The organism is Sphingomonas sp. GW821-FHT09E03 (genome assembly GCF_059416225.1).
The window spans coordinates 111216-137504 of record NZ_JBWKOS010000007.1 but is presented as its reverse complement, the minus strand read 5'-3'; the positions used below and the strand labels follow the sequence as shown (position 1 = coordinate 137504).

Genomic DNA, 26289 nt, shown 5'->3' with positions numbered 1-26289 from the left:
GAGCGACGGCAGGCCCGGATCGCACGCTCACACCTCAGCAATAGCCGGTCCTCAACGCCCGCGCCCAATCTGCGCGCCCGTTGGCGTCGGCGTCGCACGCCGCCTGCTCCCAATCATAGGCCACTTTCCGAAAATCGGCCGACCAGCGGCCGCCACGGTCGTCGATCACGGCATAGCGCGCGTGCGGCGACCCGTTCTCCATCCGATGCGGAAACGGCCGGTCATCGTCATAGGCGGGCAAGCCGACGCTGCCCGGATTGACGATCAGCCGGCCGTCGCCAAGCGTCATCGTGCGCTGGAGATGGGTGTGCCCGCACAGGATCACCGCCGCATCCGCGCCGGCCGCGCGCGCCGCGACCTCCGCCTCGCTCGCCGGCCAGGCGCCATCGGCGGTGACGGTGTCGAGGAAGTAATCGAGGTCGCTTGCGGGCGTGCCGTGGACCAGCAGCACGCCGCCATCGATGCGCAAGCTTGGCGGCAGGCTCGCCAGCCAGGCCCGCTGGTCGGCGCCGAGCGTTGCGGCGGCATGGCGATCCGACAGTCCCATCCGTTCGGGCGGCAGTTCGCCAAGCTGCCGCTCGTGATTGCCGCGGATGGTGGGCAGGCCCAGAGGCATCAGTCGCGCCGCCGTGGCGGCCGGAAACAGCGCGCCCGAGCAGATGTCGCCAAGGTTGACGATCAGGTCGACGCCGTCCTTGGCGATGTGAGTAAGCACGGCGTCGAGCGCTGCGATATTGCCGTGGATGTCCGAGATGGCCGCGATTTTCATCACCGCAGCATAGCCGCCGGCGGCTCGGCGCCTACCCCCGCTGGCTCGACGGAGCCGCTAGACCTGCCGCTCGAACAGCCGCAGCCCCGGCGGCAGCCGCTTGGGCGGCTTGCCCGCGAGGCTCGCCTCGATCGCCGCGATCGCGCCGAGCAGGTCCTTCGGGTTGTACGGCTTAGCGAGGCACCCCACCGCGATTGCGCTCGCTTCGTCCGGGAAATGCCCGGTGACGAACAGCACCGGCACCGACCGCGCGACCGCGGCGCGGGCGACGTCTAGCCCCGAGCCATCGGCAAGATTGACGTCGACCAGCACGAGGTCGATCACCGTGTCCGATCCGATCACCTCGAGCGCGTCGGCGACCCGATCGACGGTGGCGACGATGTGATAAGCGGCATCCGACAGGAAATATTCGGTGTCGAACGCCACCAGCGGCTCATCCTCGACAACGAGGAGGCGCTCGATCTGACGTTTCTTCCGACCAAAAATCATCGTCCAGCCTGCTCCGAGCGCAATTCCGGTACTGTTCGTTACGCTCGCGCGACATAACGCGCGCTTTGTTGATCAGTCGCAAATATTTTCGCGTTGAGCGCCAATCACCTGTATGGCCGCGCCATGCCGAGCCACCAGGACGACCAAATTCCGCCCGATCGGGCCGGAGACCGTATTGCCAAGCTGCTGGCGCGCGCCGGCGTGGCGTCGCGCCGCGACATCGAGCGGATGATCGCCGACGGCCGTATCGCCAAGGACGGCGTGGTGCTCGATACGCCCGCCACCGTGCTGAAGTCGCTCGCCGGCATCACTGTCGACGGCGAACCGGTCGGCGCGCCCGAACATGCCCGCCTGTTCCTCTACCACAAGCCGCCCGGGCTGCTCGTCACCGAGCGCGATCCCAAGGGCCGGCCGACGATCTACGATCGCCTGCCCGCCGACCTGCCCCGCGTGGTGCCGGTCGGCCGGCTCGATCTCGCCACCGAGGGGCTGCTGATGCTGACCACCGATGGCGGCTTCAAGCGCCAGCTCGAGCTGCCCGCGACCGGCGTCGAGCGCAGCTATCGCGCCCGCGCCTATGGCAACGTCACCCAGGCGCAGCTCGAGGATCTCGCCGAGGGCGTCGAGATCGAGGGCATCCGTTATGGGTCGATCGACGCCAACATCGAGCGGCGCACCGGCGCCAATGTCTGGATCGAGCTGACTCTGACTGAGGGCAAGAACCGCGAAGTGCGGCGCGTGCTCGAATATCTCGGGCTGCAGGTCAGCCGGCTGATCCGCACCCGCTACGGCCCGTTCGTGCTTGCCGATCTGCCGCCGGGTGAGGTCGGCGAGATCAAGCAGCACGATCTGGTCGCCTTCCGCAAGACGCTGGAGTCGCCGCGCCGCCAGCGCGAGCAGATGGACCCTGTCTCGGTCGAGGGCCCGGCGCGCAACGCCGGCGCGAGCGGCCGCCCGCGCTCGCATCTGCCGTCGCAGCGCCAGGAGGGTGACGTTCCCTATCGTGGCGAGCGCGTGCCGCGTCCGGTGTCGGCACGCGGCTCGCGTGGCGCTGCCCGCCATCCCGCCGACGAGCGGGCCCCCGCGGGTCGCCCGGCGTCGGCGGTGAGGAGCGAGCGTCCATCGTTCCGCACCGGCGACGACCGCCCGATGCGCAGCGAGGCCCCGCAGGGCCAACGTCGCACCCCCGATCGCGCCGCGCCCGCCCCGCGTGGTGATGCACCACGCCCAGGCTTCAGGCCGCAGGCCGACCGGACGGCGCGTCCCGGAACCACGCGACCGTCCCGCACCGCCACCGATCCCCGCGCCGCGCGCAGCGACGTCGATGCACGGCCGCCGCGCGCCGCTGCCCCCGATCGCACCGGCTGGGCCAAGGCCGCGCCACGACCCAACAAGGGCAGGCCCGATCGCAGCGCCACGCCGCGCCCGCCTCGTACCGGCGACGATCGGCCGGAACGTGCCCCCGCCCCGCGCGGCGAGCGGATGGACGCCCCGCGCAGCGCGCGGACTGGCGCCCCGCGCACCGAACGGACCGGCGCGACCCTGTCGCCGCGCACCAAGGGCCCCGCCGGCGGACGCGGCCGCCCGCCGCGTGACGGCGTTAATCCCCGCCCCGGCCCCGGCAAGGGTCCGGCCGGCGGCCGCGGCCATCCACCCAAGGCAAAGCGCTGATGCGGGTGATCGCCGGGCAATGGCGCGGGCGGCCGCTGGTCGCTCCCAAGGGCGAGGCCACGCGACCCACCGCCGATCGCACCCGTGAGGCGCTGTTCTCGATGCTCGCCAGCCGGCTCGGCAGCTTCGAGGGGCTGGCGGTCGCCGATCTGTTCGCCGGCTCGGGCGCGCTCGGCATCGAGGCGCTGTCGCGCGGCGCGGGCTCGTGCCTGTTCGTCGAGCAGGATCGCGCCGCGGTCGACGCGCTCAAGGCCAATCTCGCCAAGCTCGAGACGCGCGCGGATGTCCGCGCCACCTCGGTGCTGGCGCTCGGCCCGACCGCGACGCCGCTCGACCTGATCATGATGGACCCGCCCTATGGCACCGGTGCCGGTGCGGTGGCGCTCGACAAGCTTGGCCGGCTCGGCTGGATCGGGCCTGCGACCTGGGTCAGTATCGAGACCGCCAAGGCCGAGGAGATCGAGGTCGCCGGCTTTGCGATCGACGCCACCCGCGTCCACGGCAAGGCGCGGCTGACACTACTCCGCCAGGCCTAGACCAGCAGGTCGGCCACCGGCGGCGCCGACCGGCCGCGCACCAGCACCAGCGCCACCAGGCTGAGCAGCGCCGCACCGCTGAGATACAGGCCGACCAGCGCCAGCCCACCCTGCATCGCCAGCCCCTGCGCGATCAGCGGAGTAAGGCCGCCGCCGATCACTCCGGCGACGTTGAACGCGATCGACGCCCCCGAATAGCGCACCCGCGCCGGGAAAAGCCCCGGCAGCCACGCGCCGAGCGGGCCGTAGACGAAGCCCATCATGAACAATAGCACCGCGAGGAACGCGAACAGCTCGCCGAGCGAGCCGCTGCCCATTAGCGGCGCCATCACGAAGCCGGTCAGCGCCACGCCGACGCAGCCGGCGGCGAGCACGCGGCGCTCGTCGAACCAGCGATCGGCGAGCCAGGCGGACAGATAGATGCCGAGCGCCATGAACAGGATCGCGCCGAGCTGGACGCCGAGCAGCGCCTGCATCGGATAGCCCAGCGTCTTGGTGCCGTAGCCGAGCACGAAGGCGGTGGCGATATAGTAGGTGGCGAAGCAGGCGACCGCGCCGATCGTGCCGGCGATCGTGACGCCCGCATGGCGGCGCAGCACCTCGGCGATCGGCACCGCGGGCGGTGGCGCCTCGGCAAGCGAGGCGGCGAACTCGGCGGTCTCGACCAGCTTGAGCCGGATCCACAGCCCGAGCAGCACCAGCAAGGCGCTGATCGCGAACGGAATGCGCCAGCCCCAGTCGCGGAACTGGTCGGGCGTCAGCCACAAACCGAGCAGCAGGAACAGGCCATTGGCGGCGATGAAGCCGACCGGCGCGCCGAGCTGCGGCGCCATCCCGTAGCGTGCGCGCCAGCCCGGCGGGGCGTTCTCCACCGCGAGCAGCGCCGCCCCGCCCCATTCGCCGCCGAGGCCGAAGCCCTGGCCGAAGCGCAGCAGGCACAAGGCGATCGGCGCGACCCAGCCGGCGCTCGCATAGGTCGGCAGCACCGCGACCAGCGTCGTCGACAATCCCATCGTCAGCAGGCTCGCGACCAGCGTCGACTTGCGGCCGATGCGATCGCCGAAATGGCCGAACACGACGCTGCCGATCGGTCGTGCGAAAAAGGCGACGGCGAGCGTCGCAAAGGCGGCGAGCTGCTGGGTGCCGGCCGCGCCCTTGGGGAAGAACAGCTCGCCGAACACCAGGCTCGCGGCGGTGGCATAGATGTAGAAGTCGTAGAATTCGACGGCGGTGCCAACCAGGCTGGCGAGCAGGATACGGCGGGCGGCGGGAGGATGCATGGCGCCCTGTATTGTTTAGCAGCCGCATCGCGCAACTAAAGGAACGTCGATGCCGCCCCGGCTTGCACGATGCGCCGCCGCCACCCGGCGTCGCGGAGGAAAGCAGAACGGCCTCGCGCGCCGAATCCGATATTCCCACCTGCTGACATTTTGCGGCAACAATGCTCCGCCATAGCGCCGGCAGCCGCTGCTCCTCTCCCCCTTTGAGCGCGGCTGTCGGGCGCCTCCCCTGTCGCCCGGCCTCCCTGAACTACGGGGCGGTTCCTCACCGAGCCGCCCCGGATTTTGTCAGGGGTTGCTCAACGACTTGACCCGACAGCTTGGCGGTTGCCTCCGGCCTCGGCGTTCCCTACCTGTTCACCGGTGAACGACCTCGCCCCCCGCCCGTCTGCCGCCGTGCAGGATCCGCCCTATCTCAAGGGCCTGAACGATCCCCAACGCGAGGCGGTGCTGACCACCGAAGGCCCGGTGCTGATGCTCGCCGGCGCCGGCACCGGCAAGACCGCGGCGCTTACCGCCCGGCTCGCCCACCTGCTCTACACCCAGCGCGCCTATCCCTCGCAAATCCTGTCGGTGACCTTCACCAACAAGGCCGCGCGCGAGATGCGCGAGCGGGTCGGCCGGCTGGTCGGCGACCTGGTCGAGGGGATGCCCTGGCTCGGCACCTTCCACGCGATCGGCGCCAAGATGCTGCGCCGCCATGCCGAGCTGGTCGGGCTGCAGAGCAACTTCACCATCCTCGACACCGACGACCAGCTGCGCCTGCTCAAGCAGATGATCGTCGCCGCCGATCTCGACGAAAAGCGCTTTCCCGCGCGCAGCCTCGCGGGGCTGATCGACGAGTGGAAGAACAAGGGGCTGGTCCCCGCCGACATCGATGCCGGCGAAAGCGAGCGCTACGCCAACGGTCGCGGCGGCGAGCTCTATGCTCAATATCAGGCGCGGCTGAAGGCGCTCAACGCCTGCGATTTCGGCGATCTGCTGCTGCACATGCTGACCATCCTCAAGACCCACCGCGACGTGCTCGAGGATTATCAGCGCCGCTTCAAATATATCATGGTCGACGAGTATCAGGACACCAACAGCGTCCAGTATCTCTGGCTGCGGCTGCTAGCCCAGGCGCGGCGCAACATCGCCTGCGTCGGCGACGATGATCAGTCGATCTATTCCTGGCGCGGCGCGCAGGTGGAGAATATCCTCAAGTTCGAAAAGGATTTTCCCGGCGCCAAGGTGATCCGGCTCGAGCAGAATTACCGCTCCACCCCGCACATCCTCGGCGCCGCGGGCGGCGTCATCGCCAACAACAGCGGTCGGCTCGGCAAGCAGTTGTGGACCGAGCTCGACGCCGGCGAGAAGGTCCAGGTGATCGGCGTGTGGGACGGGCCCGAGGAGGCCCGCCGCGTCGGCGACGAGATCGAGGCTTGCCGAAGGAACGGCAAAAGCCTCGATGACATTGCCATCCTGGTCCGCGCCCAGCACCAGACCCGCGAGTTCGAGGATCGCTTCATCGCGATCGGCATGCCCTACAAGATCGTCGGCGGCTTTCGCTTCTACGAGCGCGCCGAGATCCGCGATGCGCTCGCCTATCTGCGCATCGTCAACCAGCCCGCCGACGATCTCGCCTTTGAGCGCATCGTCAATGTCCCCAAGCGCGGCCTCGGCGACAAGGCGATCGCCAAGATTCACCAGCTCGCCCGCGCCACCCGCGTGCCGCTGACCACCGCCGCCGCGCGCATCCTCGACACCGACGAACTCACCCCCCAGGCGCGCCGCACGCTCGGCAATTTCATCGGCGACATCGCCCGCTGGCGGGACATGGCGCGCGACCTGCCGCATGCCGAGCTCGCCCGCCAGTTGCTCGACGAGAGCGGCTACACCGCCATGTACCAGGCCGAGAAATCGGTCGAGGCCGCCGGCCGGCTCGAGAATCTCAACGAGCTCGTCCGCGCGATGGAGGAATATGAGAGCCTCGGTGCCTTTCTCGAGCATGTCAGTCTGGTGATGGACAATGAGGGCGGCAAGCAGGACCCGCAGGTCACGATCATGACCATCCACGCCGCCAAGGGCCTCGAGTTCGACACCGTGTTCCTGGTCGGCTGGGAGGAAGGCGTGTTCCCGTCGCAGCGCAGCCTCGACGAGGGTGGGCTGCGCAGCCTGGAGGAGGAGCGCCGGCTAGCCTATGTCGCGATCACGCGCGCGCGCCGCCGCGCGGTGATCATCCACGCGGCCAACCGCCGCATCTATGGCCAGTGGACCTCGAGCATTCCCAGCCGCTTCGTCGGCGAGCTGCCGCCCGAGCATATCGACAGCGAGACCACCATGTCCGGCGGCGCCAGCCTGTGGCAGGCCAATTGGAGCGAGCGCGCCGATCCCTTCGCCAATGTCGCCCGCGGCAGCGGTCGCGGCCCCGGCTGGCAGCGCGCCGCTGACTCTGGCTCGGGTTTCACCACCGCCCCCAAGCGGATCGTCGAGACCCGCACGCCCTCGGTCAGCATCGGCAACAAGGGGCGCAGCGACCTGTCGGTTGGGCAGCGCGTGTTCCACCAGAAGTTCGGCTATGGCGCGATCGCCGAGATCGAGGGCAACAAGCTCGAGATCGATTTCGAGGCGGCGGGCCGCAAGCGGGTGATGGACAGCTTCGTGACGCTGGGGTGAGCCCGCGCTCAGGCCAGTTGATCGGCCGGCGGCGGCTGCTCGAGCACCCCAAGCAGCAACGCCAGCGCCATGTCACGGGCACTGCCGGCAAGCGCCGCGTCCGGCAGTTCGCCCGCCGTCCAGAACGACAGCACGCCGCGAAAGCCGAACGCCAGCTGGCCGGGTAGGCGACGCAGCGCGTCGTCCCTTTGCGCCGGGATCAGCCCGTCGCCCGCGCCCAGCGCCAGCGCCCATAGGGCAGTCGATCGCGCCCACACCGTACCCGGGGCACCGCCACGGGTGCCGATGAAGCCCATCACCGCGCGGTTGACCACCGGCTCCTCCAGCATCACCGCCGCTGCCGTATCGACCGCCAGCAGCACGCGCTGCGGCGCCTCTCCCGCTGGCCGCGCGGCGCGGTAGCGCGCTTCCATGCTGTCGATCCGCCGGCTCGACAGCGCGTGCATGATCGCATTCTTGCTGCCGAACTGGTTGAACGGGGTGGCGAAGCTGACCCCCGCCTCGGCCGCGAGATCGCGCATCGAAAAGTCGGCTCGATCGAGGCGCAGCAGCCGCTCGGCGGCGTCGATCACGCGCTGGCGCAGCGGTTCGCCGCGCACGCTGGTGGGTGGGGACGTCTTGTCGATCATCATCGCTCTTTCTATATCATGATATACCGCATTGCTACTGAGGAATTGATCATGGTCGTTGCCGCCAAAACCTTCGTCATCACCGGGGTCAGTTCCGGGCTCGGCCGCGCCTTTGCCGAGGGCGCGCTCGCTGCGGGGCATCGCGTGATCGGCACCGTGCGCCGCACGAGCGATGCCGATGCTTTTGCCGCGCTCGCGCCGGCCCAAGCGATCCCGTTGGTGCTCGACGTCACCGACTACGCTGCGATCCCGGCCGCCATCGCCGCTGCCGAGCGCCAGGCCGGGCCGATCGACGTGCTGGTGAACAATGCGGGCTATGGCCATGAAGGCGTGCTGGAGGAATCATCGATGGACGACCTCCAGCGCCAGTTCGCCGCCAACGTGTTCGGGCCAGTGGCGATGATCAAGGCGGTGCTGCCCGGCATGCGCGCCCGGCGGCGCGGTCATATCGTCAACGTCACATCGATGGGCGGTTTCATCACCATGCCGGGGATCAGCTTCTACTGCGGCAGCAAGTTCGCCCTGGAAGGCATCTCCGAGGCGCTCGGCAAGGAAGTGGCAGGCCTTGGCATCCGGGTAACCGCGCTCGCTCCCGGCCAGTTCCGCACCGATTGGGCGGGACGATCGATGGATCGCACGCCGCGCAGCATCGCCGATTATGATGAGGTCATGGACCCGATCCGCGCCGGGCGTCAGGCCAAGAGCGGCAACCAGCCGGGCGACCCCGCTCGGGCCGCACAGGCGCTGCTCGCCTTGGTCGAGACCGACAGTCCGCCGGTGCGGTTGTTCCTGGGCGAGGACGCGCTCGGCCTGGTGGATCAGAAGCTGGCCGCGATGAAAGCCGAGATAGGCGCATGGGACGCCCTCTCCCGCTCGACCGGCTTCGTGGCCTGACCCGGCCCGGCGCTATTCCGCCGCCGAGGCCGCGCCGCTTGCCGCCACCAGGCGATTGCGGCAGATCTGGCGCAGGTCGCGGCGGATGCTCGGGCCACTGAGATGGGCGTTGACCGACGGATAGCGCTCGCGCTCGAGCTGGCGGCGGATATCATCAAGCGAGGTGCACGGTCCGTTGCGCGCCAGCGCATAGGCGCGTTCGACGGTGGACAAGGCTCGGTGCTGCTCGGGCCGATCGCCCTCATGCATGCGCGAGACCCCGGCCGCTGCGCGCGTTCGCGGCGCAGCGCGCCTTGGTCAGCGAGATCCGCTCGTGGGCCTGGAGATAGCTGATGTCCATGACGGATACCTTGGCTTGTAAGCGAGGGCCCCGGCGGGCCGCCATCACGAGGATGCCTACGTTACGATCGGGTGATGCCACCCATTAGCACAGACGCGCGCTGAGGGCCACTCCGCCGCCGGCGAGCCGGCCGGGTTGATCAGGCTGCCATCCGCCTGATCGCGCTGGCAACGGCAATGCGCGTATAGGGCTTGGCGAAGAAAAGGCTTCCCGGCGGCAGCTCGCCGCCCACCGGCTTGGTGCGACCTGAGGTGAGGATGATCCGGATCGGTGGCCAGCGGTCGCGAACGCAGGCGGCCAGCTTCACTCCGTCCATCGATCCCGGCATGTCGATATCACTGAACACCACTCGGATGTCTTCGCGCTCCTCGAGCAGCGCCACCGCTTCGTCGGCATTGCGCGCCTCGATCGCGGTGAACCCTTCGGTGGTGACCAGCTCGATCGCGGCCATCAGCAGCAGCGGCTGGTCTTCCACCACCAGCACGGCAGGTGCCGATGTCTTGGGACGCTCGAGTGACGTTCCCGGGTAGATGGACTGGCCCATGGTACTCTCCTGTCACGCCGATGCGCGGGCATTCAATTGAACCACGTTATTAACTCATGATAATCCATCGCACAGCAATAGGTTCCGGATCGATGCCGAACGCTGATTACACGCACCACGGAGCGACGATCGGCCGCTGATCCGTTCAGGAACCGCCAAGCAAGGTCCTGCGTATCCTCGCCCAGCCCGACTCATCGGGCGGTAAAGGACGTGAACCATGCTCAACCGCCTGCTCACCGCCGGCCTGGCCGCCGCCACCCTCGTCACCGCCATGCCCGCCGCCGCGCAGAGCGGCGCCGACGAGGCCCGTTTCCGCCAGGCGCAGCAGCGCTTCGACCGCGAATATCAGATCTACCGCGACGAGACCGATCGCTACCTCGCCGCGCGCGGCAACCGTGGCGGCTACAACCCCGGCCCCGGCGGCTATCGCGAGGCGCCTGAGCGCTATGACGATGGCGACGAGCGCGACGAGAACGGCTATGATCCCGCACGCTTCTACCGTTCCGGCCCCAACTATCAGGAGCGTACGCTCAGCGCCGATGACCGTGTCTATGCCGGCAACGACGGCCGCTATTACTGCAAGCGCAACGACGGCACCACCGGGCTGATCGTTGGCGGCGCCGCAGGCGGCATCCTCGGCAACGTCATCGACGGCGGCCATTCGCGCGTGGTCGGCACGCTGCTCGGCGGCGCGGTCGGCGCGCTCGCCGGCAAGTCGATCGACCAGAACAACAGCCAGGTGCGCTGCCGCTGATGAACGGAGCGGCTGCCGGGGTTATCCGGCAGCCGCTCCGTTCATGCTTTGCAGGTGCTTGTTGCCGCGAGCGTCGGGGCTCGGGTGACGGTCAGCCGCGCTCGATCGCCATCAGCGTGACGCCGGCATATTTCTCGGCCTCTGGCTCGAACAACGCGCTCGGCGTGAACGGCTTGGCGCCGAGCCGCGGATCGCCGAGGCCATCGAGCTTGAACGTCCCGAGCTTCTCCTCGCGCGGTGGCTTGCCGTCGCGCTCCACCGTGGTCGCGTCGATATAGATCTCGCCGTGGCGGGTGTAGATAATGTGGGGGGCAAGGGTCACCACGCCGCGGTTGTACGTCGCCGTCACCGTTATCTGGCGGACGATCGCTTCGAACATGGTCGGCACCGGGCCGGTAGGCGCCTGCTGGTCGGCGTCACTGGGCTGCTTCATCGTCATGGGTCTAGCCGCTTCTGCTGCAATGCAGCAAGACTGGTTTCGGCAACGCAGCGTTCACTGCGCAAAATCGGGACAACCCACCCTCCGGAATGGATGCCATCATGGATGAAGCCGCGCTGATCGCCCATCTGGGCCTGATACCGCATCCCGAAGGCGGTTTCTACCGCGAGACGTTCCGCCAGCCTGCCGCGGATGGCGGCCGGGCGCTGGCCACTGCGATCCTGTTCCTGCTGCCGGCGGGGGGCCGATCGCACTGGCACCGGGTGGATGCCGCCGAATTGTGGATGTGGCACGCCGGCGCGCCGCTCGCTCTCAAGATCGACGACAGCGAGCTGGTGCTCGGCGGCAATGTGCTTGCGGGCGAGCAGCCCCAGGCGCTGGTCCCCGCCCACGCCTGGCAAGCCGCCGAGGCGCGGGCGGATTGGGTGCTGGTCAGCTGCGTCGTCTCGCCCGGCTTCGACTTCGCCGGCTTCGAGCTCGCGCCGCCCGGTTGGTCGCCCTCAGTGCCAGAAGATCAGCAGCAGGATGATGATCGGCAGCGGGATGCCGATCAGCCACAATAGAATACCCTTGCCCATCATGAACTCCTCTCGTTGATTGTCCCGGATCAGCAGAACCGGGGAAGAAAGGATTTCGTTCCGCTAGCGCAACGCCTGTTCAGCGCGCTGCGGTCGCCTGGGATGCCGGGCCGAGCAGTTTTTGCGCGAAATAGGTCATCTGCAGCGCCTGCAATCGCGCGCCCTGCTCGATATCGGCATCGCCCGAATGCCCGCCGGCGGTGTCCTCGTAGAACAGATAGGGCAGGCCATATTCCTTGAGCCGCGCCGCGAACTTGCGGGCATGCTGGGGCCCGACGCGATCGTCCTTGGTGGTGGTCCAGATATAGGGCTCGGGGTAGGCGACGCCCTTCTTGATGTTCTGATAGGGCGAGATCGTCTCGAGGAACGCCTTCTCGTCCGGGTTCGCCACCGAGCCATATTCGTCGACCCACGACGCGCCGGCGGCGATCTGCTCGTAGCGGATCATGTCGAGCAGCGGCACCTGGATGGTCACCGCCTTCCACAGATCGGGATGCTGGTTGAACTCGACGCCCATCAGCAGCCCGCCGTTGGAGCCGCCATAGATGCCGAGCTTGGCCGGGCTGGTCAGCTGCCGCGCGATCAGGTCCTTGGCGACGCTGGCGAAATCGTCGTAGATTACCTGCCGCTTGGTCTTGCGGCCGGCGTCGTGCCACGCCGGGCCGAACTCGCCGCCGCCGCGGATGTTGGCGAGCACATAGGAGCCGCCGCGCTCCAGCCACAGCTTGCCGGTGACGCCGGAATAGCTCGGCAGCATCGGCAGCTCGAACCCGCCATAAGCGGTCATGATCGTCGGCGTGGTGCCGTCGAGCGCGATGCCCTGCTTGTGGACGACGAAATAGGGCACCTTGGTGCCGTCGGCCGAGGTCGCCTCATGCTGTTCGACCACCAGTCCAGTAGCATCGAACTTCGCCGGCAGCGTCTTCACCGGCCGCGCTGCCGTGGCCGCCGCCGCATCGAGCGGCAGCAGCGTCGTGGGCGTGAGGAAGTCGGTCACGGTCAGATAGCCGTGATCGCTCTTGTCGTCGGCGCTGGCGACGCCGAGCGAGGCATTGTCGGGCAGCGCGATCGGCTTGGCGGTCCAGCCGCCCTTGCCATGGGTGTAGACCGAGGCGCGGCCACGGACATTGTCGTTATAGATCAGCACCACATGGTTGCGGGTGGCGACCACCTCGTCGACCGACTGGCGCGGCGTCGGCGCGAACAGGATGGTGGGTCTGAGCCTCCCCACCTCGACATCGGCGAGCGGCACCGACGCGATCGCGCCCGCGGGCACGCTGCCCCAGGGATCGCTGGTCTGGAACAGCACCTGGCCGTCGACCATGCCGGCGGGAAAGGTCCGCGCCGGCAGATCGAGCTTGCGCGTGCCGCTCGGCGTCCAGATGTAGGTCTCGCCGCCGAAGAAGGTGGTACGACGCAGGATCGTCACCAGCCGGTGGCCCTGGCCGTCGGTGATCACGCCCGCATAGGTGCCAAGCTGGTCGGTCGGCTGGCCGCGATACACCTCGGTCGCCGCCTCGAGCGGCGCACCGCGCTTCACCGTCTTGACCACGAACGGATAGCTCGACTGGGTCATCGTCCCCGCGCCCCAGTCGCGGCTGACCAGCAAAGTATCCTTGTCGAGCCATTCGGCGCCCTGCTTCGACTTGGGCAGGGTGAAGCCACCGGCGACGAACTGGCCCGCGGCGAGATCGAACTCGCGATAAGTCACCGCGTCCTCGCCGCCCTCCGACAGCGCCACCAGGCACAATCGCTCCTCGGGCTCCAGGCAGGTCGCGCCCTTCCACACCCACTTCTTGCCCTCGGCCCTGCCCAACGCATCGAGATCGAGCGTCGTCGTCCAGTGCGGCGCGGGCGCGGCGTAATCGGCCTCGCTGGTCCAGCGCCAGATGCCCTGCGGGTGATCGGCGTCGCGCCAGAAATTGTAGATCCGGCCGAACATCTGCGCCGGCATCGGGATGCGATCCTTGGCCGAGGCGATCGCCAGCGCTTCCTTGTAGAAGGTCGCGTAGCGCGGATCGTTCTGCAATCGCGGCAGGGTCTTGGCATTCTCCGCCTCCACCCACGCCAGCGGCTTGGCGCCATCCTTGTCTTCGAGCCAGATATAGGGATCATTGGTCATCGCGTCGCTCTGCGCGAGCGCGGGCGCCGCCGCAAGCACCGCAGCCAGACTAGCCATCCACCAGTTACGCATGCTGTCCCCTTGTTGATCCCCGGCCGGGTTGTTCCCCGTGCCGCCCGCCCCTATCGGCTGCGGGCCGGAGTGTGCGGGAGGGTCACTGCCGGAACAAGCCCGAACCGCAGGATTTCTGAGCTGCCATGACCGACGGCCTCCCCCTTCCCCGCCGCTATCTCGCGATCGGCGCGATCTCCGCCGGCACCGCGCTGGTGATCATCGACGGCGGCGTTGCCACCGTCGCGCTGCCGACCATCGCACGCGACCTCCATGTCGAAAGCAGCGCCGTGGTCGCGGTGGTGACGGTCTACCAGCTGATCCTGGCCATGATGATCCTCCCATTCGCCGGGCTCGGCGACAAGTTCGGGCTGAAGCGCACCTACCAGTTCGGGCAGATGGTGTTCACCGTCGCCACGATCCTGTGCTTCTTCGCCAAGAGCCTGCCGTTCCTGCTCGTCGTCCGCGCCGCCCAGGCACTCGGCGCGGCGGCGGCGCTCAGCGTGTCCCCGGCGCTGATACGCTCGATCTACCCGGCCAAGCAGCTCGGCCGCGGGCTCGGCATCAATTCGGTGGTGGTGTCGAGCTCGGCCGCCCTCGCGCCGACGATCGGCGGCCTGGTCCTCGCGATCGCGCCATGGCCGTGGGTGTTCGCGAGCGCGGTGCCGTTCGCGTTGCTCAGCCTCGCGCTCGGCCGCGCGCTGCCCGATCCGCAGCCGCACGACGAGCCGTTCGACGTGCTCGGCGCGGTGATGTGCGCGGCGATGATCGGGCTGGTGATCTCGGGCGCCGAAAGCGGCGTCCATGGCGACAGCCCGATCGTCTCGGCGGCGATCGTGCTCACCGGCGTTGTCATCGGCTGGTTCTTCGTCCGCCGCGAGCGCGGCGAGGCCAAGCCGATCCTGCCGATCGACCTCCTCGCAAAGCCGGTGATCGCGCTGTCGGCGATCGGCGCCTATACCGCCTTCACCGCGTCGATGACGCTGCTGCTGGCGACGCCGTTCCGCCTCCAGCACGGCTATGGCTTCTCCGCCGCCGAGGTCGGCGCCGCGATCGCGCCCTGGCCGCTCACCAACATGATCGTCGCGCCGCTCTCGGGGTGGCTGTCCGACCGCGTCCCCGCCGGGCTGCTCGGCGGCATCGGCATGGCGATCTCGATCGTGGCCTTGTCGTTGATCGCGTTGCTGCCGGCAGACCCGACCTATTTCGACATCGCCTGGCGGATGGCCTTGTGCGGATCGGGCTTCGGGCTGTTCCTGCCGCCCAACGCACGCCTGATCATCGGCTCCGCCCCGCGCGAGCGCGCCGCCGCCGCGGGCGGGCTGGTCGGCACGGTGCGGCTGGTCGGCCAGACCACCGGCGCGACCCTGGTCGCGGCGCTGCTCGCGCTCGGCATCGGCGCCGGCACCACCCCCCCGCTGGTCGCCGCCGGCCTCGCGCTGGTCGCCGGCCTGTGCAGCATCGCCCGCCTGCGCCCGTCGATCCGCAACCCGACACTTGCCGAGACGCGCGACGACGTGCCGGTGATGCGCCACACGCGCTAGCGGCCGGAGGCCGGCGCCGAGCCCGGTCCCGTCACCCCAGCGAAAGCTGGGGTCTTCGCGTTACGAGGCCGACCGCTCGCGGCACGAGATCCCAGCTTCCGCTGGGATGACGGTTCGGGCAGCCCTAGAACACCGCCTTCGCGGTCGGCTCACCCATCATCTGCTGGCGGAGCAGCGGGATCGGCGGGCCACCATAGCTCAGCAGCTGGTCGTGGAACGCCTTCCATGCCTTGCGACCGCCCCTGGTGGCGGTCCAGTCGTCACGCAGCTTGCGGATCATCAGCTTGCCCATCGTGTAGTTGAGATAGGCCGGATCATAGGTGCCGCGCGCCGCCTGCTGGCGGGAATTGCCCTCGTCCTGATAGCATTGCTCGCGAAACATCTTGAGGCTCTGCGCCTGGGTCATGCCGCGCGCATGCATGCCGATCGCCGACAAGAAGCGGCAGTCGCGCAGCAGCGCGTTCGAGATCTGGCCGATATGCGTCTCGGCGTCGCCCTGGTTGAGGCCCGCCTCCCACATCGTCTCCTCCATGTAATGCGCCCAGCCCTCGGCGAACGCATAGCCGACGAACAATCGCCCGAAGAGCGACGGCGAACGGTTGGCGTGGAGGAACTGGACGAAATGCCCCGGCATCACCTCGTGCACCGAGGTGAACAGCAACTCGGCCTTGCCCGGCACGAACGCATCGCGGGTCTTCTTGTCCCAGGCGGGATCGGGCGGCGAGATGTAATAGACCGAGGGAATACCCTTATCGAACGGTCCCGGCGGGTCGATATAGGCGGAGTTCTGCCGGTTGTAGGGCGGGCTTTCCTCCACCTTGGCTTCCTCGGTGCCGGGGATCGTCACCAGATCGTGATCGACCACGAACTTGCGCAGCATCGGTATCTGCCGCCGCGCCTCGGCCACGGGACCGTCGGCGGCCTTGTTCGCCCCCACCTTGTCGATGCACGCCGGGATCGTCTGGCCCTTGGCGTAGAGCGCGCAAGCCGCGGCGAGCGCATCCTGGTTGCGCTTGAGATCGGCGCGTCCCGCCGCCTCGAGCTGGGCGAGCGGCGTGTCGACACCCTCGGTAGCAAGGATCATTCGCTGGAAGCGATCGGCGCCGAGCGCGAAATTGCCGGTCGCGCTGCCCTGCTGGCTCTTCACCCAGCCCGCCAGCTCCTTCATCGACGCGCTCGCCTTGGTCGCCGCGTCAGTCAGCTGCGCCTGCAGCGCCGGGTCCTGGACCGCCGCGAACGCCTTCCTGGCATCGCCGGCGTAGTAATCGGCGAAGCCCTGGAAACCGGCCACGCCGTAATCGACGAACGAGCGCGGCATCGGCGTCTTGAGGTTGGCGCGGATGTTCTGCGCCGCTGCCGGCACCCGCTGCAGGAAGGCGATCAGCGCCTTCATCCGCGTCGGCGCATCGGCATAGGGCCGCGCGATATAGACGTTGGGGTCAAGCCCGCCGCCGACATAATAAGCCGGGTTGGTGTGGGGCTGGTCGGCATCCTCCAGCCAGAACAATTTCCCTTCCGCGACCTTGATCAGATAATCGCGCTCGAACTTGTCCTGCGGGCTCAGCCCGTTATCGCCGAACGCCTTGGCGCGGCCGATCGCCTGGTGAAGATAGTCGCTCTGCCGCTTGAGTCCCGCGGCGCTCCAGTCCGGCAGCTGGCCATCGAAATCGTGGCGTCCCTGGTAGACGGCGTTGGCCGGATCGAGCTTGAACCAGCCCTCGATGAAGCCGTTGCGGAACTGCGCCCAGTTGGTCGCCGACGCGGTGGCCGCGGGGCTCGGCGCCGCCGCAACCTGGTTGGTCGGCGCCGCCGCCTCGCGCGAACATCCCGCGAGCGCCCCCGCCCCGGCCATTGCCAGGGCCACCATCGAAACCGCCACCGTTGCGCGCATCCGTCTCTCCTCGTTCGCCGTACATGCTGCCAGAGACGGAATTCGAGCACCAGCCCGCATCCGGCGGGAACGTCCACAACGGCGCCTTGTTAAACCTCGAGCAATCCACTGGAGAGACTCGATGCCTTACGTAAAGACCCGCGATGGTACGGATATCTACGTCAAGGACTGGGGCAGCGGCCGCCCGGTCATCCTGCTGCACGGCTGGCCGCTCAACGCCGACAGCTGGGACGCGCAGGCTGTAGCGCTCGCCGAGGCCGGCTTCCGCGCGATCGCCTATGACCGCCGTGGCTTCGGTCGCTCGGGCCAGCCGTGGAGCGGCTATGACTATGACACGCTGTCGGACGATCTCGCCGACGTCATGAAGGAAACGGGCGCCGATCAGGACGCAACGATCGTCGGCTTCTCGATGGGCGGCGGCGAGGTCGCGCGCTACATGAGCCGCCACAATGGCCAGGGCGTGATCGCCGCCGGCCTGATCTCGTCGGTCGTGCCCTATATGCTCAAGACCGACGACAATCCCGACGGCACGCCGCAATCGACGTTTGACCAGATCGTTGCGGGCATCAAGGCGGACCGGCCGAACTTCTTCCGCCAGACCTTCATCCCGCAATTCTACGGCGTCGGCTACATCACCAGCCCGGTCAGCGACGATATGGTCGCCTATTCCACCGCGCTCGCGCTCCAGGCCGGCCTCAAGCCCACCCTCGCCTGCGCCCAGGCGTTCGGACACACGGACTTCCGCCCCGATCTCGCCGCCTTCAGGGTGCCGACGCTGATCGTCCACGGCACCGGCGACAAGACGGTGCCGATCGACGCCTCCGGGCGCGCCGCCGCCAAGGGCATCGCGAACAGCCAGCTGGTGGAATATGACGGCGCACCACACGGCCTCAACGTCACCGAAAGCGACCGCCTTACCAACGACCTGCTGACCTTCCTCGGCAAGTAACCGGAGCTGTCAGGCGGCGACCTCCGCAAGAGCGTCGCCGCCCAGCCTCTACCATGCTAGCGAAAGCTGGGATCTCAGCCCGCAAGCACCACGAAAAGATGTTTCGCGCGGAGGCGCGGAGGACGCAGAGATGCCGCCCCCGCGGCGAAGCCGCACTTAACCTCAATAATGATAGGGCTGCCGCCGCAGGCGAACCCTCTCTGCGCCCTCCGCGCCTCTGCGCGACCTCACCCAGCGTCGCGCCAACCGACTACTTGAGCGGCACGATCACCTCGTCCGGATGGACGACGTTGAGCTCCTTGCGGGTCATCTCGTCCACCATGTCCGGATTGGCGTGATCGGGGTCGAGCAGCGCCACCCGGTTCTTGATCACCTCGCGGCGGTGGTCGAGCACCGCATAGTCGCGCTCGCGCTTGGCTAGTTGGCGCTTGTAGTCGCCATAAGCGAGGATGCCGTTGGGCCCCAGCACGGCATAGGTGCCGAACACCGCGATCAGCGTGAAGCCGATCGCGGGCCAGGCGGCGCGCTTCATGGTCCTGCGAAAGGCCGATGTTTTCACGCGCGCCATCATTCACTCTCCGTGTCGGGCGATCAAGCCTTCAGAACGCTCCGGCCGGCGTAACGTGCCGAATCGCCCAGCTCTTCCTCGATGCGGATCAGCTGGTTGTACTTGGCGAGCCGGTCCGAGCGGGCAAGGCTGCCGGTCTTGATCTGGCCGCAGTTGGTGGCGACTGCGAGGTCGGCGATGGTCGCATCCTCGGTCTCGCCCGAGCGATGGCTCATCACCGCGGTGTACTTGGCGCGCTGCGCCATCGACACCGCTTCCAGCGTCTCGGTCAGCGTGCCGATCTGGTTGACCTTCACCAGCAGCGAATTGGCATAGCCGCCGTCGATGCCGCGCTTGAGGCGCTTGGGGTTGGTCACGAACAGGTCGTCGCCGACCAGCTGGACCTTGTCGCCGACCAGATCGGTCAGCGTCTTCCAGCCCGCCCAATCGTCCTCGCCCATGCCGTCCTCGATCGAGAAGATCGGATAGCGGCGGGTGAGCTCGGCGAGATACTCGGCCATCTCGTCGCTCGAAAGGATCTTGCCCTCGCCCGAGATATTGTAGCGGCCGTCCTTGTAGAATTCGGTCGCGGCGCAATCGAGCGCGAGCATCACGTCGTCGCCCGGGGTGTAGCCCGCCTTCTCGATGCTGGTCATGATGAAGTCGAGCGCCTCGGTGGTGCTGGCGATGTTCGGCGCGAAGCCGCCCTCGTCGCCGACGCCGGTGGCGAGGCCCTTCTCGGACAGGCCCTTCTTGAGCGTGTGGAAGATCTCCGAGCCGCAGCGCACCGCCTCGACGATGTTGGCGGCGCCGACCGGCACGATCATGAACTCCTGGAAGTCGATCGGATTGTCGGCATGCTCGCCGCCGTTGATGATGTTCATCATCGGCACCGGCAGCACGTGCGCCGAGACGCCGCCAATGTACTTGTACAGCGGCATGCCGCGCGCCTCGGCGGCCGCCTTGGCGGCGGCGAGGCTGACGCCGAGGATCGCGTTGGCGCCGAGACGGCCCTTGTTCTCGGTACCGTCGAGCTCGATCATTGCCTGGTCGAGATCGGCCTGATCCTCGGCATCCATGCCGAGCACCGTGTCGGTGATCTCGTCGTTGACCGCCTCGACCGCCTCGTCGACGCCCTTGCCGCCCCAGCGACTCTTGTCGCCGTCGCGGCGCTCGACCGCCTCGTGCGCGCCGGTCGACGCGCCCGACGGCACGGCGGCGCGGCCGAAGCTGCCGTCCTCGAGCAATACGTCGACTTCCACCGTCGGGTTGCCCCGGCTGTCGAGGATCTGGCGGGCATGGATGTCGATGATTGCGGTCACGTAACGAAGCTCCTAGGTCAGGGCATATCTCGCCGCGCCTCTACCGCGCTGTCCCGCCGCGGGCAATCGCCGCGCCGATGGAACCGGTGTTCGTGACGCGGGGTTGAAGCGACGAACAATCGAAAGGGCGCAAACCATGGCCGACGACAACGCAACCCCGATGACCGACGGCGACATCACCCCGCCGCCCGCCACCACCGAGTTCGAGCCCGCCGCGCCGCTCAAGGACACCGGCGTCGAGTTCGATGCCGAGGGCACTGCGACCGGCAGCAAGGCCGATCAGGCCCGCCAGGCGTTCAAGGACTATTCCGCCAAATATGGCGCGCAGGCCAACGACAAGCTCCGCGCCTTTGCCGACACCGGCAAGGACAAGGCGAGCGGCGCGCTGGACCAGCTCTCGCAGCTGCTCACCGACGCCGCAGGCCAGGTCGATGACAAGCTCGGCGCGCAATATGGCGAATATGCCCGCACCGCGGCGAGCACCGTCTCGGGCTTCGCCGAGCAGGTGAAGGGCAAGGACGTCGATGCGCTGATCGACGAGGCGCGCGGCTACATCCGCAAGAGCCCCGCGGTCGCCGTCGGCATCGCCGCCGCATTGGGCTTCGTGGTCGCCCGCCTCGCCCAGTCCGGCCTCGACGACAACAAGGCCTGATCAGCTTGGCGACCGGGACAATCGAGCAGGCCACCGACGATGAGAGCGTGGCGACGCTGGTCGGTCAATTGGTGGACGACACCCGCGATCTGGCCGCAGCCGAGATCGCGCTGTACAAGGCCAAATTCGCCGAGCGTGCCGGCGCCTATAAGAGCGCGATCCTGTTCTTCGCGGTCGCCGGGGTGCTGGCGCTGGCGGCGTTGATCGCGCTGCTGGTCGGCCTCATTCTCAGTCTTGCGACGCTGATCGGCCCCGGCTTCGCCACCGCTGCGGTGGTGGTAACGGTGCTGGTGATCGCCGCGGTGCTCGGCATCATCGGCAAGGGCCGTCTTGCCCCCGCCCGGCGGGAGACGGTGTGATGGCCAACCTCTCGCCCGATCCGGTCGCGCGGCTGGTCGATGCCGAGCTCGAGGCCGCGGTGGCCCGCCAGCGTCTGTCGGCAACGCTCGCCAGGCTGCAGGTCAAGCTCAGCCCCAAGGCACTGGCCCGCCAGGCGATGGTCGAGGTCACCGACAAGGGTGGCGCCGCCGCCCAGGCCGGGATCGAGACCGCACGGCGCAATCCCGCTGCGGTCGCCGGCGTCGTCGCGCTCGCCGGCGCGGTGCTCGCGCGTCGCCGGATCGCCGGTCTGTTCCGTCGCCGTCCCTGATGAAACCGCCAACGGCGCCAGCCGTTGATCCCGTCAATGCTCGCAAAGGACCTTCCATGACCGATATCGATACCGCCAAGGACCGCGAGACCCACGGCCGCCTGCACGACGCCAAGGAGACCGTGACCCACGCCTATGAGGCTACCGTCGAAAAGGCGTCCTCCGCGCTCGGCAGCTCCAAGGAAGTCGCCAGCGACGCCGCGCGCCGCACCGTCGAAGGGCTCGAATCGAACCCGCTCGGCATCCTGATCGGTGGCCTCGCCGTCGGCGCCATCGCCGGCGCGCTGATCCCTCGCTCGGCCAAGGAAAAGGAACTGCTTGCGCCGCTCGGCCAGCAGATCGGCGAGCGTGCCCGCCAGGCGATCGCCGCCGCCCGCGAAGCCGGCACCGCCGAACTCGACGGCTTCGGCATCAACAAGGATGCCGCGCGCGACCAGGTCAAGACGCTGCTCGGCAATGTCGTCAAGGCCGCGCAGACCGCGGGCGCCGCTGCCGCCAAGACGGCCACCAGCAAGGCGTGACGCACCTCGGAGGAGAGGAATGGGCCACCGCTCGCCTCTCCTCCTCCCGTCACGCCGGCCGTGGTCCGAAGCCTACCGCGTGCCATGGACGCCGCGGCAACGCCGGCATGCCGCAGCACGATCGTGTCCATTACCATCTGTTGCCCACCCCACGCGCAGGGTTCAATCCCGCGCCGCAACACGCTAGGGCAGCCGGCGAACCCCTTCAGCCAGGATTTCGCATGAGCAAGCTCCACCTCGTCTTCGGCGGCCGCGTCAAGGATCCCCGCACCCTCGAATTCGCCGATCCTTCGCAACTCGAGGTCGTCGGCATCTTCGCCGACTATGGCGACGCCGAAAAGGCCTGGCGCGCCGCCGCGCAGCGCACCGTCGACGATGCCGAGATGAAGTTCGTGGTGGTCCACCTCCACCGCCTGCTCGAGCCGGACGCGATCACGCCCCCGACGGCATAACCGCCTCTCGTCATCCCGGGTCCAGTCCGGAATGACGAACAAACAAAAGGCCGGGTTTCCCCGGCCTTTTTCATGTCTGCGGCTGTGGCGCGCTGATCAGATGAACTCGATCTTCGACACCACATAATAACGGTCGCCCGCGGGCACCGCGACCTCGACCTCTTCGTCCACCTTGCGCCCGATCAGCGCGCGGCCGAGCGGCGAATTGTACGAGATCCGGCCGGTCTTGGCGTTCGCCTCGGTCTGGCCGACGATCTGATAGCGCACCGGCTTGTTGTCGTCGTCGAGCAGCGTCACCGTGGCGCCGAACACCACCTTGTCGCCCGACAGGTCGCGCGGGTCGATGATCTGCGCGCGGGACAATTTGTCCTCGATGTCGCTGATCGTCGCCTCATTCTGGCCCTGCTGCTCCTTGGCAGCATGGTATTCGGCGTTTTCCGACAGATCGCCATGGGCACGCGCTTCCTCGATCGCGTCGACGATGTGCGGCCGCTCCTCTTTGAGACGCCGCAAATCCGCAGTGAGCTTCTCATAGCCCTCTTGCAGCATCGGCATCTTTTCGACGGTGGCCATTGTCTCGTCCCCAATAACTCATTCCCAAGCGGGCCCCCGACCAGGGCGCCCGCCCGCACATCACGCGATCATGCCGGGATTAATAGTGCGACTGCGAATAATAAGACTGCAACGGACGCACTTCAAGGGAGCGCGTGCCGATTGCCGCCGCCGCCTGTACCGAGGCGGGCGCGGTGGTGAAGTAAGGGATCTTCTGCGCGAGCGCCGCCTGGCGGATCGGCTTGGAATCCTTGAGGCTCTGCCACCCCTCGGTGGTGTTGAAGATCAGCCCCACCTCGCCGTCCATGATCCGGTCGAGGATGTGCGGCCGCCCCTGCGCGACCTTGTTGACCCGCTCCACCGACAGCCCGGCAAGCTCGAGGTAATCCGCGGTACCACCGGTCGCGAGCACGTGAAAGCCATGCTCGAGCAGCGAGCGCACCGCCGGCACGATGTGCGGCTTGTCGCCATGCTTGACGCTGACGAACGCGGTGCCGCTGGTCGGCAGCACCGTGCCGGCGCCGAGCTGCGACTTGGCAAAGGCGGTGGTGAAATCGGGATCGATTCCCATCACTTCGCCGGTGCTTTTCATCTCGGGTGACAATACCGGATCGGTGCCCGGGAAGCGGTTGAACGGGAACACCGCTTCCTTGACCGCATAATAATCGATGTGGCGGTTGATCGCCGGCAGGTCCTTCAGCTTCTCGCCCGCCATCACCCGGCTCGCGATCTTGGCGATCGGCGCGCCGATCGCCTTGGCGACGAACGGCACCGTGCGGCTGGCGCGCGGGTTGACCTCGATCAGATAGACAAGGTCGTCCTTCACCGCGAACTGGATGTTCATCAGCCCGACCACCGACAGCGCATGCGCGAGCAGCACCGTCTGCCGCTCGATCTCGGCGATGATCGCGGGGGTAAGCGAATAAGGCGGGATCGAGCAGGCGCTGTCGCCCGAATGGACGCCGGCTTCCTCGATATGCTGGAGCACGCCCGCAACCACCACATCGGTGCCGTCGCAGATCGCGTCCACGTCCACCTCGATCGCGTCGCGGAGATATTGGTCGATCAGTACCGGCGATTCGCCCGATACCTGCACCGCGGTCTGGATGTAGTCGTCGAGCTGCTGGAGCGAATCGACGATCTCCATCGCCCGGCCGCCCAGCACATAACTCGGCCGCATCAGCACCGGATAGCCGATCCGCTCGGCAGCGGCGACGGCCTCGTCACGGCTGCGGGCGAGGCCGTTGGCCGGCTGGCGCAGCTTGAGCTTGTTGATCAGCGCCGCAAACCGCTCGCGGTCCTCGGCGAGATCGATCGCGTCGGGCGAGGTGCCGAGGATCGGGATCCCCGCCTTTTCCAGCGCGCGTGCGAGGTTGAGCGGGGTCTGCCCGCCGAACTGGACGATGACGCCGACCAGTTCGCCGCGCGACTGCTCGACATGGAGGATCTCGAGCACGTCCTCGGCGGTCAGCGGCTCGAAATAGAGCCGGTCCGAGGTGTCATAGTCGGTGCTCACCGTCTCCGGGTTGCAGTTGACCATGATCGTCTCATAGCCGGCGTCTGCCAGTGCGAAGCAGGCATGGCAGCAGCAATAGTCGAACTCGATGCCCTGGCCGATGCGGTTGGGGCCGCCGCCGAGGATCACGATCTTGCGCCGGTCGCTCGGTGCCGCCTCGCTCTCTGGCTCGCCGAAGCTCGGCGACTCGTAGGTCGAGTACATGTACGGCGTCTTGGCGTCGAACTCGGCCGCACAGGTGTCGATCCGCTTGAACACGGGGCGCACGCCCAGTCGGTGACGCAGCGCGCGCACCTCGTCCTCGGTGACGCCGCCGGTCATCGCCACCACCGCTTCGTGGATCAGCCCGGTGCCGCGGGCGATGCCGCGCGCATTGCCGCGGAGGTTGGCCGAATGCAGCGCCAGGAAGGCCAGCCGCTTGTCGCTGAACCCCATCGACTTGAGGCGCCGCATGCCGGCGGCCTCGATCGGCAGGCCCTCGCGGCAGATCTGCGCTTCCGCCTCGACGATCTCCGCGATCCGTTCGAGAAACCAGGGGTCGTAGGCGGTCAGCGTCTGCACCTCGGCAACGGTGAAGCCTTCGCGCAACGCCTGCGCCGCGATCATCAGCCGGTCGGGCGAGCGGATCGCCAATTCGGCCTCGATCACGTCGCGCGGGGCGCCCGCCAGCCGCTCGACATTGTTGAAGCCGGACAGCCCGGTCTCCAGCCCGCGCAACGCCTTCTGCATTGATTCATGGATGTTGCGGCCGATCGCCATCACCTCGCCGACCGACTTCATCGCGGTGCCGAGCGTCGCCTCGGCGCCCTTGAACTTCTCGAATGCGAAGCGCGGGATCTTGGTGACCACATAGTCGATCGTCGGCTCGAACGACGCGGGAGTCGCTCCGGTGATGTCGTTCTCGATCTCGTCGAGCGTATAGCCCACCGCGAGCTTCGCGGCGACCTTGGCGATCGGGAAGCCGGTCGCCTTGGAGGCGAGCGCCGAGCTGCGCGACACCCGCGGGTTCATCTCGATCACGATCAGCCGGCCATCCTTGGGATTGACCGCGAACTGGACGTTGGAGCCGCCCGTCTCCACACCGATCTCGCGGAGCACCGCGATCGATGCGTTGCGCATGATCTGATATTCCTTGTCGGTCAGCGTCAGCGCCGGCGCGACCGTGATCGAATCGCCGGTGTGGGTGCCCATCGCATCGACGTTCTCGATCGAGCAGATGATGATGCAATTGTCGTTGCGGTCGCGCACGACCTCCATCTCATACTCCTTCCAGCCCAGGAGCGATTCCTCGATCAGCACCTCGGTGGTCGGCGAGAGGTCGAGGCCCGAGCGGACAATGCTCAAGAATTCCTCGCGATTGTAGGCGATGCCGCCGCCTGACCCGCCCATGGTGAAGCTCGGGCGGATGATCGCCGGCAGCCCGACCTTGGCGAGCCCCTCCAGCGCCTCGGCCTCGCTGTGCGCAATCGCCGAGCGGGCGCTTTCCAGCCCGATCTTGTCCATCGCCACCTTGAACTTCTGGCGATCCTCGGCCTTGTCGATCGCCTCGGCGTCGGCGCCGATCATCTGCACGCCATACTTTTCCAGCGTGCCGTCGCGGAACAGCGCCAGCGCTGTGTTGAGCGCGGTCTGCCCGCCCATCGTCGGCAGCACCGCGTCCGGCCGCTCCTTCTCGATAATCTTGGCGACGATCTCGGGCGTGATCGGCTCGACATAAGTCGCGTCGGCGAGCTCGGGATCGGTCATGATCGTCGCCGGGTTCGAATTGACCAGGACGATGCGATAGCCCTCTTCCTTAAGCGCCTTGATCGCCTGCGTGCCCGAATAATCGAACTCGCACGCCTGGCCGATCACAATCGGCCCTGCGCCGATGACGAGGATGGAGGAGATGTCGGTGCGTTTAGGCATCAGCGGGACAGACCCAAGTAAGAACGGAAGGGATG

General features: G+C 67.9%; 26 protein-coding genes. 13 read left to right on the top strand and 13 right to left on the bottom strand.

Features of this window, described 5'->3' with window-relative positions:
• Window positions 1-34: 34 nt before the first annotated feature.
• Both AC07M8_RS15065 and AC07M8_RS15060 read right to left on the bottom strand, forming a co-directional pair.
• Window positions 35-769: a metallophosphoesterase family protein gene (locus tag AC07M8_RS15065; protein ID WP_495175140.1), complete on the bottom strand. Its 735-nt coding sequence runs from the start codon at window positions 767-769 to the stop codon at window positions 35-37.
• 57 nt (window positions 770-826) lie between these two features.
• A complete protein-coding gene (locus AC07M8_RS15060) occupies window positions 827-1258 on the bottom strand; it encodes a response regulator (protein WP_495175139.1) in 432 nt (143 codons plus the stop codon).
• A gap of 123 nt (window positions 1259-1381) precedes the next feature.
• On the opposite strand from AC07M8_RS15060, the gene AC07M8_RS15055 reads away from it, so the two are divergent.
• Both AC07M8_RS15055 and rsmD read left to right on the top strand, forming a co-directional pair.
• Window positions 1382-2929: a pseudouridine synthase gene (locus tag AC07M8_RS15055; protein ID WP_495175138.1), complete on the top strand. Its 1548-nt coding sequence runs from the start codon at window positions 1382-1384 to the stop codon at window positions 2927-2929.
• Window positions 2929-3465 (top strand): 16S rRNA (guanine(966)-N(2))-methyltransferase RsmD, encoded by a 537-nt coding sequence (gene rsmD, locus AC07M8_RS15050; protein ID WP_267396840.1) that lies wholly within the window; start codon window positions 2929-2931, stop codon window positions 3463-3465. Before AC07M8_RS15055 ends, rsmD begins: the two co-directional genes overlap by 1 nt.
• Here rsmD and AC07M8_RS15045 read toward each other — a convergent pair.
• The gene (locus tag AC07M8_RS15045; RefSeq protein ID WP_495175137.1) at window positions 3462-4745 is read right to left on the bottom strand and encodes an MFS transporter; all 1284 of its coding nucleotides are present in this window, start codon (window positions 4743-4745) and stop codon (window positions 3462-3464) included. The two genes, rsmD and AC07M8_RS15045, sit on opposite strands and share 4 nt — an antisense overlap.
• Window positions 4746-5108: 363 nt before the next feature.
• Between AC07M8_RS15045 and AC07M8_RS15040 the strand changes: the two genes are divergently transcribed.
• Entirely contained in the window at window positions 5109-7400 is a 2292-nt protein-coding gene (locus tag AC07M8_RS15040) for an ATP-dependent helicase (protein WP_495175136.1), read from the top strand.
• Window positions 7401-7408: 8 nt separating this feature from the next.
• Here AC07M8_RS15040 and AC07M8_RS15035 read toward each other — a convergent pair whose 3' ends face one another.
• A complete protein-coding gene (locus AC07M8_RS15035; RefSeq protein WP_495175135.1) occupies window positions 7409-8029 on the bottom strand; it encodes a TetR/AcrR family transcriptional regulator in 621 nt (206 codons plus the stop codon).
• A gap of 51 nt (window positions 8030-8080) precedes the next feature.
• Between AC07M8_RS15035 and AC07M8_RS15030 the strand changes: the two genes are divergently transcribed.
• Entirely contained in the window at window positions 8081-8923 is an 843-nt protein-coding gene (locus AC07M8_RS15030) for an oxidoreductase (protein ID WP_495175134.1), read from the top strand.
• A gap of 12 nt (window positions 8924-8935) precedes the next feature.
• On the opposite strand, the gene AC07M8_RS15025 is transcribed toward AC07M8_RS15030, so the two are convergent.
• On the bottom strand, window positions 8936-9172 hold the full coding sequence (locus tag AC07M8_RS15025; protein WP_495175133.1) for a hypothetical protein: 237 nt from the start codon (window positions 9170-9172) through the stop codon (window positions 8936-8938).
• A gap of 230 nt (window positions 9173-9402) precedes the next feature.
• The gene (locus tag AC07M8_RS15020) at window positions 9403-9807 is read right to left on the bottom strand and encodes a response regulator (RefSeq protein ID WP_495175132.1); all 405 of its coding nucleotides are present in this window, start codon (window positions 9805-9807) and stop codon (window positions 9403-9405) included.
• Between the two features lie 217 nt (window positions 9808-10024).
• On the opposite strand from AC07M8_RS15020, the gene AC07M8_RS15015 reads away from it, so the two are divergent.
• On the top strand, window positions 10025-10561 hold the full coding sequence (locus tag AC07M8_RS15015; RefSeq protein ID WP_495175131.1) for a glycine zipper 2TM domain-containing protein: 537 nt from the start codon (window positions 10025-10027) through the stop codon (window positions 10559-10561).
• A gap of 91 nt (window positions 10562-10652) precedes the next feature.
• Here the strand turns inward: AC07M8_RS15015 and AC07M8_RS15010 are convergent, their stop codons facing one another.
• Window positions 10653-10994: a hypothetical protein gene (locus AC07M8_RS15010; protein ID WP_495175130.1), complete on the bottom strand. Its 342-nt coding sequence runs from the start codon at window positions 10992-10994 to the stop codon at window positions 10653-10655.
• 107 nt (window positions 10995-11101) lie between these two features.
• Here AC07M8_RS15010 and AC07M8_RS15005 point away from each other — a divergent pair, with 107 nt between their 5' ends.
• The gene (locus tag AC07M8_RS15005; RefSeq protein WP_495175129.1) at window positions 11102-11563 is read left to right on the top strand and encodes a cupin domain-containing protein; all 462 of its coding nucleotides are present in this window, start codon (window positions 11102-11104) and stop codon (window positions 11561-11563) included.
• Window positions 11564-11657: 94 nt separating this feature from the next.
• Here the strand turns inward: AC07M8_RS15005 and AC07M8_RS15000 are convergent, their stop codons facing one another.
• A complete protein-coding gene (locus tag AC07M8_RS15000) occupies window positions 11658-13772 on the bottom strand; it encodes a prolyl oligopeptidase family serine peptidase (protein ID WP_495175128.1) in 2115 nt (704 codons plus the stop codon).
• 125 nt (window positions 13773-13897) lie between these two features.
• On the opposite strand from AC07M8_RS15000, the gene AC07M8_RS14995 reads away from it, so the two are divergent.
• A complete protein-coding gene (locus tag AC07M8_RS14995; RefSeq protein ID WP_495175127.1) occupies window positions 13898-15295 on the top strand; it encodes an MFS transporter in 1398 nt (465 codons plus the stop codon).
• A gap of 124 nt (window positions 15296-15419) precedes the next feature.
• On the opposite strand, the gene AC07M8_RS14990 is transcribed toward AC07M8_RS14995, so the two are convergent.
• The gene (locus AC07M8_RS14990; protein WP_495175126.1) at window positions 15420-17186 is read right to left on the bottom strand and encodes a DUF885 domain-containing protein; all 1767 of its coding nucleotides are present in this window, start codon (window positions 17184-17186) and stop codon (window positions 15420-15422) included.
• A gap of 121 nt (window positions 17187-17307) precedes the next feature.
• On the opposite strand from AC07M8_RS14990, the gene AC07M8_RS14985 reads away from it, so the two are divergent.
• Window positions 17308-18135, top strand: coding sequence for an alpha/beta fold hydrolase (locus AC07M8_RS14985; RefSeq protein ID WP_495175125.1), 828 nt, complete (start codon window positions 17308-17310; stop codon window positions 18133-18135).
• Between the two features lie 250 nt (window positions 18136-18385).
• Here AC07M8_RS14985 and AC07M8_RS14980 read toward each other — a convergent pair whose 3' ends face one another.
• Both AC07M8_RS14980 and eno read right to left on the bottom strand, forming a co-directional pair.
• Window positions 18386-18667, bottom strand: a complete 282-nt coding sequence (locus tag AC07M8_RS14980; RefSeq protein WP_267396827.1) for an FtsB family cell division protein — start codon at window positions 18665-18667, stop codon at window positions 18386-18388.
• Window positions 18668-18726: 59 nt separating this feature from the next.
• On the bottom strand, window positions 18727-20004 hold the full coding sequence (gene eno / locus AC07M8_RS14975; protein ID WP_495175124.1) for a phosphopyruvate hydratase: 1278 nt from the start codon (window positions 20002-20004) through the stop codon (window positions 18727-18729).
• A 136-nt stretch (window positions 20005-20140) separates the two neighbouring features.
• Here eno and AC07M8_RS14970 point away from each other — a divergent pair, with 136 nt between their 5' ends.
• From AC07M8_RS14970 to AC07M8_RS14950, 5 genes are all read left to right on the top strand, one after another.
• A complete protein-coding gene (locus tag AC07M8_RS14970; protein WP_495175123.1) occupies window positions 20141-20656 on the top strand; it encodes a hypothetical protein in 516 nt (171 codons plus the stop codon).
• A 5-nt stretch (window positions 20657-20661) separates the two neighbouring features.
• A complete protein-coding gene (locus AC07M8_RS14965) occupies window positions 20662-21015 on the top strand; it encodes a phage holin family protein (RefSeq protein ID WP_495175122.1) in 354 nt (117 codons plus the stop codon).
• A complete protein-coding gene (locus tag AC07M8_RS14960) occupies window positions 21015-21305 on the top strand; it encodes a DUF3618 domain-containing protein (protein ID WP_495175121.1) in 291 nt (96 codons plus the stop codon). The genes AC07M8_RS14965 and AC07M8_RS14960 overlap by 1 nt, the downstream gene beginning before the upstream one ends.
• A 56-nt stretch (window positions 21306-21361) precedes the next feature.
• On the top strand, window positions 21362-21826 hold the full coding sequence (locus AC07M8_RS14955) for a hypothetical protein (protein WP_495175120.1): 465 nt from the start codon (window positions 21362-21364) through the stop codon (window positions 21824-21826).
• A gap of 221 nt (window positions 21827-22047) precedes the next feature.
• Complete coding sequence (locus AC07M8_RS14950; RefSeq protein ID WP_495175119.1) at window positions 22048-22278, top strand: DUF4170 domain-containing protein; 231 nt, start codon at window positions 22048-22050, stop codon at window positions 22276-22278.
• A gap of 96 nt (window positions 22279-22374) precedes the next feature.
• Here the strand turns inward: AC07M8_RS14950 and greA are convergent, their stop codons facing one another.
• Both greA and carB read right to left on the bottom strand, forming a co-directional pair.
• Entirely contained in the window at window positions 22375-22851 is a 477-nt protein-coding gene (gene greA / locus AC07M8_RS14945; protein WP_267396820.1) for a transcription elongation factor GreA, read from the bottom strand.
• A gap of 79 nt (window positions 22852-22930) precedes the next feature.
• A complete protein-coding gene (gene carB, locus AC07M8_RS14940; protein ID WP_495175118.1) occupies window positions 22931-26254 on the bottom strand; it encodes a carbamoyl-phosphate synthase large subunit in 3324 nt (1107 codons plus the stop codon).
• Window positions 26255-26289: the final 35 nt, after the last annotated feature.